The organism is Sphingobacterium sp. SGR-19 (assembly GCF_011043555.1).
GTDB lineage: Bacteria > Bacteroidota > Bacteroidia > Sphingobacteriales > Sphingobacteriaceae > Sphingobacterium.
On the sequence record NZ_JAAKGS010000001.1, the window covers coordinates 349,563 to 362,014 of the forward strand.

11 protein-coding genes, 3 tRNA genes and 1 riboswitch are annotated in these 12,452 nt (G+C 39.1%); of the genes, 9 read left to right on the top strand and 5 right to left on the bottom strand.

Annotated elements, in window-relative coordinates; all coding sequences use genetic code 11:
- Positions 1–13: 13 nt before the first annotated feature.
- The 4 genes from G5B43_RS01590 to G5B43_RS01605 form a co-directional block, all read right to left on the bottom strand.
- Positions 14–1,072, bottom strand: a complete 1,059-nt coding sequence (locus tag G5B43_RS01590; protein WP_165292960.1) for an efflux RND transporter periplasmic adaptor subunit — start codon at positions 1,070–1,072, stop codon at positions 14–16.
- Between the two features lie 23 nt (positions 1,073–1,095).
- Positions 1,096–2,415 (bottom strand): TolC family protein, encoded by a 1,320-nt coding sequence (locus tag G5B43_RS01595; protein ID WP_165292961.1) that lies wholly within the window; start codon positions 2,413–2,415, stop codon positions 1,096–1,098.
- A 23-nt stretch (positions 2,416–2,438) separates the two neighbouring features.
- Positions 2,439–3,044 (bottom strand): TetR/AcrR family transcriptional regulator, encoded by a 606-nt coding sequence (locus G5B43_RS01600; RefSeq protein WP_165292962.1) that lies wholly within the window; start codon positions 3,042–3,044, stop codon positions 2,439–2,441.
- A gap of 136 nt (positions 3,045–3,180) precedes the next feature.
- Complete coding sequence (locus tag G5B43_RS01605; protein ID WP_165292963.1) at positions 3,181–3,843, bottom strand: NUDIX hydrolase; 663 nt, start codon at positions 3,841–3,843, stop codon at positions 3,181–3,183.
- A gap of 124 nt (positions 3,844–3,967) precedes the next feature.
- On the opposite strand from G5B43_RS01605, the gene pfkA reads away from it, so the two are divergent.
- From pfkA to gap, 3 genes are all read left to right on the top strand, one after another.
- Complete coding sequence (gene pfkA, locus G5B43_RS01610) at positions 3,968–4,963, top strand: 6-phosphofructokinase (protein WP_206367194.1); 996 nt, start codon at positions 3,968–3,970, stop codon at positions 4,961–4,963.
- 125 nt (positions 4,964–5,088) lie between these two features.
- Positions 5,089–5,937 (top strand): hypothetical protein, encoded by an 849-nt coding sequence (locus G5B43_RS01615; RefSeq protein ID WP_165292964.1) that lies wholly within the window; start codon positions 5,089–5,091, stop codon positions 5,935–5,937.
- 8 nt (positions 5,938–5,945) lie between these two features.
- A complete protein-coding gene (gap, locus tag G5B43_RS01620) occupies positions 5,946–6,941 on the top strand; it encodes a type I glyceraldehyde-3-phosphate dehydrogenase (RefSeq protein WP_165292965.1) in 996 nt (331 codons plus the stop codon).
- A 34-nt stretch (positions 6,942–6,975) separates the two neighbouring features.
- Here the strand turns inward: gap and mnmA are convergent, their stop codons facing one another.
- On the bottom strand, positions 6,976–8,067 hold the full coding sequence (gene mnmA / locus G5B43_RS01625; RefSeq protein ID WP_165292966.1) for a tRNA 2-thiouridine(34) synthase MnmA: 1,092 nt from the start codon (positions 8,065–8,067) through the stop codon (positions 6,976–6,978).
- A 183-nt stretch (positions 8,068–8,250) separates the two neighbouring features.
- On the opposite strand from mnmA, the gene G5B43_RS01630 reads away from it, so the two are divergent.
- The 6 genes from G5B43_RS01630 to G5B43_RS01655 all read left to right on the top strand — a co-directional run bounded on the left by G5B43_RS01630 (position 8,251) and on the right by G5B43_RS01655 (position 12,423).
- A tRNA-Phe gene (locus G5B43_RS01630) sits at positions 8,251–8,323 on the top strand.
- A gap of 39 nt (positions 8,324–8,362) precedes the next feature.
- Positions 8,363–8,435: transfer RNA gene (locus G5B43_RS01635), tRNA-Phe, on the top strand.
- Positions 8,436–8,563: 128 nt separating this feature from the next.
- Positions 8,564–8,678: riboswitch (SAM riboswitch) on the top strand.
- A 232-nt stretch (positions 8,679–8,910) separates the two neighbouring features.
- Positions 8,911–10,218, top strand: a complete 1,308-nt coding sequence (locus tag G5B43_RS01640; protein WP_165292967.1) for an O-acetylhomoserine aminocarboxypropyltransferase/cysteine synthase family protein — start codon at positions 8,911–8,913, stop codon at positions 10,216–10,218.
- A gap of 37 nt (positions 10,219–10,255) precedes the next feature.
- The gene (locus G5B43_RS01645) at positions 10,256–11,437 is read left to right on the top strand and encodes a homoserine dehydrogenase (protein WP_165292968.1); all 1,182 of its coding nucleotides are present in this window, start codon (positions 10,256–10,258) and stop codon (positions 11,435–11,437) included.
- Between the two features lie 151 nt (positions 11,438–11,588).
- A tRNA-Pro gene (locus tag G5B43_RS01650) sits at positions 11,589–11,662 on the top strand.
- Positions 11,663–11,787: 125 nt separating this feature from the next.
- Complete coding sequence (locus tag G5B43_RS01655) at positions 11,788–12,423, top strand: 3'-5' exonuclease (RefSeq protein ID WP_165292969.1); 636 nt, start codon at positions 11,788–11,790, stop codon at positions 12,421–12,423.
- Positions 12,424–12,452: the final 29 nt, after the last annotated feature.

Here is a 12,452-nt window from a genome sequence, read left to right on the forward strand (position 1 = left end):
TGAAACTCATTCGTTATTTAATAATTTCTACTGGCGTCCCTTCCAAAAGATTGATTTGACCGGAGGTTACAACTACTGTACCTTCTTTCAAACCGGAAATAATTTCGATATTATCACCGAAACTTCTTCCTGATACTACGTTTTTCATTACAGCTTTTCCATTCTCCACCGCAAAAATTTGATTAGAACTTACACTCCCTACAAAGGCGGCACGCGGTACAACCAAAGCGTTCACACTTTGCTCGCTACCGAAATATGCAGTGCCGTACATTCCTGCTTTCAAATCATTATCAGCGTTATTTTTTATCTCCAACTCAACAGGAAAGTTCAAACTTCCATCTGCTTTTGGTGCAATAAAGGTTACAATGCCGTTGAAGGTTTGATTAGGCAATACGGGTGATTCTACTTTCACACTTTGTCCTACCTTAGTCTGTCCTATATTTTTCTCATCTACATTGATTTTCAATTTTAATGTAGAGACATTAACCACTTCAAACAGTTCCTGTCCAGGGCTTACATATGAGCCCGGTTCGATATTTCTTTTGTTTATAAGACCTGCGAAGGAAGCGGTAATATTTACATCCGAGGCAGAGATCTGTGCCGATTTCAAATTATTCTTCGCATTTTCCAATTGAAGTTTCATCTGATCTAATTGCTGTTTTGTAACTCCACCAGTAGAAAACGCACTTTCAAAGCGTGCGACTTCCGCTTCTGCATTATTATACATTGCTTGTGCATTTGTCACATCAACATTTTGCTTATCACCATTTATAATTGCAAGCGTCTGACCAGCTCTTACATAAGCACCTTCTTCTACGAGCACACGAACGACCTTGCCCGAAGCTTCTGCCGAAAGCATTACTTCTTGTTTAGGGGCAAATACGCCATTGGTTACATATTGTGTATTTACATTTTTAAAATCTGCTGTATCGGCACGAACGGCGACCGCGGCGTTTTGAATAGCTACTGTAGCTGTATCCGCTTCGTTTTTAGCCTTGTTTTGATTCAAAATAAACACAATCCCTGCTAACGCAGCAGCTATGATGATTACCGTTATAATTACCCGTTTCATATTTGTTATGTATAAATAGTTGATTATTCGTTAATTAAAGTTTTTAAGTTTCCTTTCGCTTTGATAAGCTGTATTTCTGCTAATTTATAGTCTAGCAAGGAAGTATTCAGATTCGTCTCTGCATCTGCCAGTGCCTTCTCTGCATCTAGCAAGTCTGTTAATGTTGCCAAACCGTTATTATAGTTGTTTTGTGTATCGCTCAAAACTTCTTTAGCAAGCACTACATTTCTACGATTGGCATCAACAGTCAACAGACTATTCTTGATCTGTGTCCTTGCATTTTCATTTGCCAAGGCAATCCCTAGTTTCGTGTCTTCCAAAGCTACTTTCGCTTTTCGGATATCGATATCCGCTTGATTAATCCGAGCTTTTGTAGCACCACCTGTAAAAATCGGTATCGATAAATTCAGACCAATACTTGATGTTTTCGGCCACATAAAATCTCCTCCTATCGGAAAGCCTTTACCAAACCCCGTAAACCCGAAATCAGTTCCCAAAGACAATTGAGGATATAGATCTGCTTTTTTTGCTTTCTTATTTAGTTCGTACAATTCAATTTGTTTTATACTTAGTAGGATCTCCGATCTATTTTCAATATTGTTGGTTTCCAAAGAAATAGCTGGATTTATCTCAAATGTTTCTTCGGGTAAATCGATATCACGTTCCATCGGCATACCTATCGCAAATTTTAAAGCATTTTTTTTCATCTCCAAAGCGCTCAATATCTGTTGTTTCTGAGATTCCAGATTATTAACAGCTACGGAAAGCCGATCTAAATCAATCTTTTTTGCTAAACCGGCGTCCACCATACCATTAATAATTCGATGGGTCTTACTCGTGTTTTCCAAATTGTTTTGAATAGTCTGCAACTGCAATTGTGTTTGAAAAATATCATAATAAGAATTGGAGACTTTTTCAATCAACTGCTCATCTGTTAATTGCGCATTAACTTGATAGAATTCCCTGGTCGTTTTTGCCGCCTTCAATCCGGTAAAAAGAGATTGATTAAACAATTGCTGGTTCAATGAAACTACAGCATTCGAGTTCCAAGGTAGCCCCATTCTCGCTGTGATAACCTGTCCATCCATATCAATGACCATTTCAGGAATTAGAATGTTATATTTCAATGATCCTGATGCATTGATCTGGGGTAGGGCTCCCGCACGTACCTCATCAATTTGATACTGCGCATTTTCAACATCTAGCTTAGCTGTTTTTGCTTCCGCCTTATTCTCGAGTGCATACTTTATCGCTTCTTGAAGCGTCAGCGTTTCTTGCGCTTTCAATGAGTTCACCTGAAAAAGTAAACCTACCGCTAAAACACTTAAATATTTAAATCCCATTTTTGAAAACATGACCTGTAAAACTAATTTTTCTCTTTTATTTTATTGTTAAATATAAATTTTGTAGCTTTCTTTTGGCTTTCCAGTATAACATCTACATTTCGCGCATTCGGCACGCCAGAAATCATATCAGATACACTACGGATAAGACTTAATCCTTCCATGATCTCCGTATAGGATGTTGCTGCTTCTTCTACAGAATGTATCTTGATTTCACCATGTTTCGTCGCTCGTTCCAATAAATCCTCTACTATAACGATATTCCTTTGATGAAACTGTTCTAAAAGTGTACCTATTCCTTGTCCTTTTATCCATTCCAAATTTTCATTTATGTGTAGAACATAGTAATCCTTCAAAAAATCAGCTTTAACCTCCAGTAGTTTGCACAAAATGTCTAATAAGCTCCCATCATACTGATTGAGAACTGCGTATTGCTGTGTAAGAATTTCATCCGAGATATATGCTAATACATCTTTTATCAACGCGTTTTTGTCGGGATAGTAATAATATAAATTGGCTTTTGTGATATTCAAATCCATCGCAATCTCGCTCATTGTGGTCTTATTGAAACCATAATGAGAGAATCTTTTGAGAGCTGTTTGAATAATCTGTTCCTTTTTACTATCCATTTTTAACTTTATACTTTTTGACTTTTTTCTAAAAACGTTCAAAAGTATAAAAACAAAACGAAATCGCAGGAAACATTTTATCAACAAATTGTAATCTTACTGTAAATTAACTTTTATGAATAGACGGTTCGACTAATTACATTACGCTTATTTGTTTTTGGAATTTGCGTTTATCAAATTTATACAATCTAGCTGCACGGTACGAAACCCCCTTTTGTACTTCGGGCAATTCCTTAAGAAATCCCGCATTCGATATTTTCTTGCGGAAATTCCGCTTGTCCAGCGTCTTACCTAAAATGGCTTCGTAAACCTGTTGCAACTGCGTTAAGGTAAATTTCTCGGGTAAAAGTTCATATACTGCAGTCGAATAGTTAATGGTATGCTTTAATTTTTGCAGACTTTGTTGGACAATTTGAGCATGATCAAAAGCGAGGTCAGGCAGTTGATCTATGGCAAACCACTTTGCTTGCCGCATATAAGAGGTCATCGGCTTAATCTTGTACTTCACATCCTCATATTTCACAATAGTTGAAAAGGCGACCGTTAATACCCGCCCTTCGGGATGTCGTTTCAAACCAGCGAATGCGCCCAGCTGCTCCATGAAAATATCTTTTAATCCCGTGTGTTCATATAAGATACGTTTCACTGCATCCTCCATCTCCTCATCTTTCTGGGCGAAGAAACCAGGTAACGCCCACCAATCTTTGTAAGGATAAACACTTCGTTCGGTTAACAATAGCTGAAGCTTACCTTCGTTAAAACTGTATATTACACAGTCTATTGTGAAATGAGTTTGCAAAACAATTGATTTTTTAAATCTGTAAGTACAATTTATTTATTTGTCAATATTATCATAATAATCCAAAAAAAACAAAAAAAATTTAATAGTGTAAAAAATACACACTATATTCGTAGAACCTAAAATGAGTAATCGAGTGGAAAAAATAACAAGAGTAGGCGTTTTCACATCAGGAGGAGATGCCCCGGGAATGAACGCTGCTATCCGTGCTGTTGTGAGAACAGCCCTATATAATGGGAAGAAAGTTACCGGTATTTACCACGGCTATCAAGGCATGATCGAAAACACCATGTTTGATATGGATAGTCCATCAGTCAGTTCTATTATACAAAAGGGAGGAACTGTCCTTAAAACTGCCCGTTGCATGGAATTTAAAACAGCAGAAGGGCGTGCTAAGGCATACGAGCATGTTCGTGCAGCTGGAATTGACGCTTTGGTGGCGATTGGAGGTGATGGCACGTTTACAGGTGCGGAAATATTTTCTCGCGAATTCGATATTCCAGTGATGTGTATCCCCGGCACTATAGATAATGATCTGAACGGTACGGACCTTACAATAGGCTACGATACAGCAAACAATACCGTTATTGAAGCAATTGATAAAATCCGTGACACCGCAGCTTCCCATAATCGTTTGTTTTTTATCGAAGTAATGGGGCGTGATTCTGGATGTATTGCGCTGAACGCCGGTGTAGCCGGAGGTGCAGAAGCTATCCTTCTTCCTGAAAAGGAGACAGCGATTGATGAGCTTATCGAAATGCTGGAACATGCTGCCGATAGGAAAAAGTCGTCCATGATCGTGATTGTTGCAGAAGGTGATAAAAACGGCGGAGCGAACAACGTTGCTAAACATGTCAACGAGAAGTTCGATTATTACGATACAAAGGTTAGTATTTTAGGACATCTACAACGGGGAGGTGCACCTAGTAGTGCAGATAGGGTATTAGCCACTCGTATGGGCTACGCAGCAGTCAATGAACTTTTAAAAGGCAATACAAGAGCGACTATTGGAATACGTGGATCAGAAATGGTCACTACACCTTTAGAAGAAGCACTCAGTAAAAAAGAATTGAAACTCAACGAAGATCTTGTTGAAATTGCGAAAATAATGGCATTGTAGCCGCTTGTTTACACGCATTTTTTTTACCTTTGAGTTGTTACTATTGTATGAATAGTTACGCGTCTTAAATTTTAATTTTTGACTTTCAAACGAGCTGCGGCGAGTTATTTTTAGAGATTTTTATAATGATTGTAGTTGTTTTTAGTGGATCGAGATATGCGGATTGGCGGATTGCGGATAAAAAACGCGTACTCCACGGCTTTCGCACACCGGGTATCAATTCCTATATACAAGATGAGCGATATATTACACAGCTACTGAATAAAAGTAATCATTTGATCAATAACGCCGAAAAGATTCGTAAAATCTTCTTTTTCGGTGCAGGTGTATCATCACCTGAACGACAACAAAAGATAGAGCAAACATTCGCACAATTTTTTAAAAATGCCAAAGTAAAAGCAGGACATGATATGGAGGCTTCTGCAAAATCAACTTTTGGGGACGAAAAGGGGATTGTAGGGATTATTGGCAGTGGTTCGAATGCCGCTTATTATAATGGCAAAAAAGTGCTACCAAACAATTACGGGATGGGTTATATCTTAGCTGACGAAGGTTCAACAAATTGGCTGGGCAGACAGTTATTGAAGGATTTTTTGACAGAAACTATGCCTAGCAGTATCCGTGAAAAATTACTTCATAGATATAACATAGATAGACGTTCCATATTGGAACGGGTATATTATAATCCCAATCCGAATCTGTTTCTGACAAGTTTTGCCGATTTCATCTATGAACACCGAGATGAACCCTACTTCACACAACATATAAAAAGAGGATTGGAAATATATATCAAAACATACTTGATCCCTTTATCAGAACACTATCCGGACAACGAGTTTAACTTTACGGGGTCGGTAGCCAACAATTACGCCGATTGGTTACGTGAACTAGGCGCAGAACATGGATTACATATCGGTTCTATTATTAAAGAACCTGTTCAAAACTTAATAAAGTATTACATTAATAAAAACTAATAGAGAAAATGAAAATTGGAATTAACGGATTCGGTCGTATTGGCCGTTTAGCTTTTAGAGCTGCTATTAACCGCAGTGATATTGAAGTTGTAGGTATTAACGATTTAGTAGAACCTGATTATTTGGCGTATATGCTAAAGTATGATTCTACACACGGAAAATTTGACGGCACTGTAGAGGTGAAGGATGGACATTTGGTCGTAAACGGAAATACAATTCGTGTAACGGCTGAAAAAGATCCAGCGAACTTAAAATGGGACGAAGTAGGTGCTGAAGTTATCATCGAATCGACCGGCTTTTTCCTAACACAAGAAACGGCACAGAGACATATCGATGCAGGCGCGAAAAAAGTAGTGATGTCTGCACCGGCGAAAGATGACACGCCTACATTCGTCATGGGCGTAAACCATAAAGAATTGAAAGCAGAATACACTATCGTTTCAAACGCTTCTTGTACAACTAACTGTCTAGCACCTATCGCAAAAGTGTTAAACGATAACTTCGGTATTCTTGAAGGCTTAATGACAACAGTTCACGCTGTAACGGCGACACAAAAAACAGTTGATGGCCCTTCAGTTAAAGACTGGAGAGGGGGGCGCGGTGCTTATCAAAACATCATTCCTTCTTCTACTGGTGCCGCTAAAGCAGTAGGATTAGTTCTTCCAGAATTAAAAGGTAAATTAACAGGTATGTCTATGCGTGTTCCCACGGCAGACGTTTCTGTAGTCGATTTAACTGTTCGTTTGGAAAAAGGAGCTTCTTACGAGGAGATCAAAAAAGTGATGAAAGAGGCTTCTGAGGGCGAACTAAAGGGTATCTTAGGTTACACAGAAGACGAGGTAGTTTCTTCTGACTTCATCGGCGACGCACGTACCTCTATCTTTGATGCGAAAGCAGGCATCTCGTTGAATGACAATTTTGTAAAAGTCGTATCTTGGTACGATAACGAATGGGGCTATTCTAACAAGATCATCGACTTGGCGCAAGAAATTGGTAAATTATAATGAAATAAAAAGGCTTGCAGATTCGCAAGCCTTTTTATTTCATCAGAAAACCACCACCAAGTAAATCACTACCTTCATAGAAAACGGCGGATTGACCAGGTGCAATGCCTTTAACCCGATGGGCGAAATCCACTTGCATGGTATTACCTTGTTGCGTTATATTAGATTGTGCGCCGGCGTCTTTATATCGTATTTTTGTTATCACTTCCATCGGTTCTTCTATCGAAGCATATTTAATTAAATTGATATCGCGTACAAACGCTTGTGATTTTTCCAACTCATGCTCCTCTCCTAGTACCACCGTATTGCTTTCGGCTAGTATCTCAATAACGAACATGGGCTTACCCAAGGCAATACCTAGTCCTTTGCGTTGGCCAATGGTGAAATAAGGATAACCAATATGTTGCCCTACCACCGTACCATCCGATAGCACAAAATTTCCTGGTCCGATCTCGTCGTCAAGTGTAGGACGCTTATGACGTAAAAACGCGCGATAATCGTTGTCTGGTACAAAACAAATTTCATAGCTTTCAGATTTCTTCGCCAGTTCCTCCTGTCCCATCTCTAAAGCCATTTGTCGAATTTCCTGTTTCGTAAAATTACCTAATGGAAACTGTGTCCGCGCAAGATTCTCTTGCGATACACCCCATAACACATAGGATTGATCTTTATTTTCGTCTCTTCCTTTTGATATAACATACCTACCATTGTGATGAAGACGAATATTTGCATAATGTCCTGTTGCGATAAATTCACAATCCAATTTATCTGCTCGCTTCATCAGCGCTGACCATTTGATGTGTGTATTACAAAGCACACAAGGATTTGGCGTACGTCCAGCAATATATTCATCAACAAAATTGTCGATAACAAAATCGCCAAACTCGTCCCGAATATCCAATATATAATGTGGAAAACCATAACCTACTGCTAGTGCTCTGGCATCGTTTATACTGTCCAAACTGCAGCAGCCGGTTTCTTTGGATGAACCACCCGCCGAGGCATAATCCCATGTTTTCATGGTGATACCGATCACTTCGTAGCCTTGCTCATGTAACATAATGGCCGCTACGGAACTATCTACTCCACCACTCATCGCGACCAATACCCTGCCTTTTTTACTCATATTAAATTTGTGAAGTGCAAAGATAGGTTATTTACGACACAGCTGTGTTTATTCCGTGTAATTTATTTCCATATGAATCAATTAGTTGAAAAATACTTTAAAAATAATGCAGACAAAAGTTTCAGATTTCAAAAAAAGAATATAGATTTGCAACGCAATCAAGGGAAAAACCTGATTGCGGAAGGTGCCATAGCTCAGTTGGTAGAGCAAAGGACTGAAAATCCTTGTGTCGCTGGTTCGAATCCAGCTGGCACCACAAAATCTGAAAGTAACAGATTACAAACAAAAACTTAAAGGTGCCATAGCTCAGTTGGTAGAGCAAAGGACTGAAAATCCTTGTGTCGCTGGTTCGAATCCAGCTGGCACCACGAAAAAGCCTTTCCGAATTGGAAAGGCTTTTTTATTTTTAATTTTTACTTTCGTTCTGAATCCCCTATATTTGCATCGTACCTATATTAAAGTACACTAATCAGCACCTTGCATTGTGTCAGGTCTTGATTTATAAAGAAGTGGCGAGAGACTGGCTCCATGACCCACTGGCAACCAGCAAGAGAGAATTGAAAAGGTGCCAAATCCTGTCCAAAGCAATATCGTTTTGGAACATATAAATAGATAAGACAATGAAAACATGTAAACTAAGCATTTCTAATAAAATACTATCACTCTCAACAGCATATGCTTGTTGTTGCAGTTATGCACCTATGCGAATGCGTTAGTCGTTCTTGGTGATGTCCGGTTCTGAAACATTCCTTCCCTTCACATTGCCATCCTATGAACGACCAACTTCCATATGATAGAATGCGTGCTTAATTTATTATATTTACATATAAAACATTATAAACTATGTCAACAGGTAAAAACCTAAAATTCGAAACATTACAAGTCCATGCCGGACAAGAAGCAGACCCAACTACAGGATCTAGAGCACTCCCCATTTATCAAACAACTTCATATGTATTTGAGAATGCGGAACATGGTGCGAATCTTTTTGCGTTAAAGCAGTTCGGAAATATCTATACACGTATCATGAACCCCACCACAGATGCTTTTGAAAAACGCATCGCTGCTTTGGAAGGTGGTGTAGCGGCCGTAGCAGTAGCCTCGGGTATGGCGGCACAGTTCATTGCTTTAACAAACATCATCGAAAGCGGTGAAAACTTTGTAACCGGTTCAGACTTATATGGAGGTACATACAACCAGTTTAAAGTATCATTTAAGCGATTAGGTATAGAAGCACGGTTCGCAGAGGGTAGTACAGCGGAAAACATGGAGAGTTTGATAGATGAAAAAACAAAGGCTCTTTATGTAGAAACTATAGGTAACCCAAGCTACAATATCCCCGATTTTGAAAAAATTTCGGCTTTAGCCCAGAAATATGATTTACCACTAATCGTAGATAATACATTCGGTGCTGGAGGCTATCTTTTTAAGCCATTTGAACACGGCGCACATGTTGTAGTCGAGGCGGCAACGAAATGGATCGGCGGTCACGGCACAAGCATCGGCGGTATTATCGTCGATGGAGGTAACTATAATTGGGGAAATGGCAAATTCAGACAGTTTTCTGAGCCATCCGAAGGTTACCATGGCCTAGTATTCGCTGATGTTTTTGGACCAGGAGGACCTTTTGGCAACATCCAGTTCGCGATCCGTGCTCGTGTAGAAGGCTTACGTGACTTTGGTCCGGCACTCTCTCCTTTCAATTCATTTCTGTTAGTACAAGGAGTAGAAACGCTCTCCTTACGTGTACAACGCCATGTGGATAATGCACTAGAAATTGCACAGTGGTTGGAAGCACACCCTCAAGTAGAAAAAGTAAGCTACCCCGGTTTGAAAAGCCATCCTTATCATCAGAACGCCCAGAAATATCTGAAGAATGGATATGGCTCGGTATTGTCATTTACGCTTAAAGGAGGTCCAGAAAAAGCGAATGGATTTATCGATTCACTGAACTTAATTAGCCATCTTGCTAATGTGGGCGATGCGAAAACGTTAATCATACATCCAGCGGCGACTACACATCAACAGCTCCCGGAAGAGGCACAAAGAAGTGCCGGCGTATTCCCTGGCCAGTTGCGTCTTTCAGTAGGCATTGAGCATGTTGATGATATCAAAGATGACCTGCAACAAGCCTTTGAAACAATTAAATAACAGATAAACGTACTTTTTTAGAAGATAAATAATAACAATGAGTAAAAAATTAATCATAGGCATGTTTGGATTTGGTGTGGTTGGACAAGGCTTATATGATATTATAAAAACGAAAAGACTAAATTTAGAAATCAAGAAGTTTGTTATCAAAAATGCGGACAAGAAGAGAACACTCCCAGCGGAACTGTTTACGACCGATGCTGAAGCTATTTTGGCAGATGCCGAGATTAATACCGTTGTTGAACTTATAGACGATGCCAATGCAGCTTTTGAAATCACTAAGCGGGCACTAAAAAACGGTAAAAATGTAGTCTCTGCCAATAAGAAGATGATTGCTTCTCATTTAGAAGAGCTTACACTCATTCAACAAGAATACGGCACATCTTTGTTATATGAAGGTGCAGTATGCGGAAGCATTCCTATTATTCGTAATTTAGAGGAATACTATGATAATGAGCTGTTGCATTCCGTTAGTGGTATCTTCAACGGTTCGTCCAACTATATCCTATCGAAGATATTCAATGAAAACCAGGGTTATGACGTAGCGTTGAAACAGGCACAGGACCTAGGGTTTGCAGAAACAGATCCGACATTAGATGTAGGGGGATTCGATCCAAAATATAAACTAGCTATTGTTGCTTCTCACGCTTACGGAATCTATGTGAATCCCGACGAGATTCTCAATATAGGAATTGATAAACTGGACGATCGAGACATCCGTTTTGCTAAAGAAAAAGGGTTTAAAATTAAACTCTTACCTTTCGCAAAAGAAATCAACAATAATCAGGTCGTTTTGTACGTATTGCCAAGATTGATTACACCTGACAATATCCTGTTCAATGTAGAAAACGAAAACAACGGCGTCCTGGTAAAAGCAGCTTTTGCAGACGAGCAATTTTTCTATGGAAAAGGTGCTGGCGGACATCCTACCGGCTCCGCAGTGCTCTCGGATATCGCTGCATTACGATATGGCTACCGATACGAATACAAAAAGCACTTGGAGGCAGCTCAGATCCAGTACAGTACAGATTATAAATTAAAGGTATATTTTCGTTATGTAAAAGAAGAAACTTTAAATCAGATACAATTTGATGCGATAGTGGAACGTTTCTATGGGCAAGATTTCAAATACGTTATAGGAGAAATTAGTCTACAGGAAATTATCGTAAAAAGAGATATAATCGATCAAACCGGAAATTTTATTGCGGAAGTTCTCTAAAAGGACGTTCCGTAATAGACTTCCATTCATAGGCTAGCGAAAGCATAATAAAAATAGCTCTTGATGGCTGAGGAGAGCGAAATAATTTTATTTTATATGGGTGATGCATATTGCATATAAAAATAAATTTATTTAGGTTTGCCTTGAATTACGGGATGTAGCGTAGCCCGGTATCGCGCCAGCATGGGGTGCTGGAGGTCGTCGGTTCAAATCCGGCCATCCCGACAATCACAAAGCTTTCCATCTTATTGGAAAGCTTTGTTGTTTAATATCAAAACAGTTTTTATCTTAGTGAGCGACAATCAAAATCATATCAATCCGTTCTATATTTCGAATAAACCATCACATTTTTGAAAAACCATTTACTATTTATCGATACAGAGACTTCCGGTATTCCTCAGCGTTGGAACCGGCCCTATTCAGATGAGAAAAACTGGCCACATGTCATTCAAGTAGCCTGGATTATTTATCAAGTTGACGGGACCGAAATCAAGCGTATGAGCAAATACATTTATGACGATGATATAAAGATAACCTCTTCTTCTTACAACGTACACGGTATAACAAGTGAATTTCTAAAACAGCATGGAGATAGAAGAAAAGAAGTATTACGTAAGCTGTCGCACGACATACAAAAGTATAATCCGCTCATTATTGGTCATTTCGTTGAATTAGACGTACAGGTATTAAGTGCGGATTATTACAGAGCAAACCTTAGGAACCCGTTCAACAGCCAATCCTTTTTCTGCACGATGTTAGATAGCGAGAAATATGCCGCTAATCCATCGATAACATATCTCCGGTTACCACAGCTTCACGAATACCTTTTCGACAACTTGTTAACGGAAATTCACGAAGCTGAACAGGATGCCAGTGCAACCGCTAAATGTTTTTTCGAACTTTGGAATCGTCATGAGATAACAGAATTGGATATGGAACGGCAACAAAAGATGTTTTCACGAAAACTTAACTTTTTAGATAAATAGAATGTCTAACATTGTGTTAAAAAGCAGAT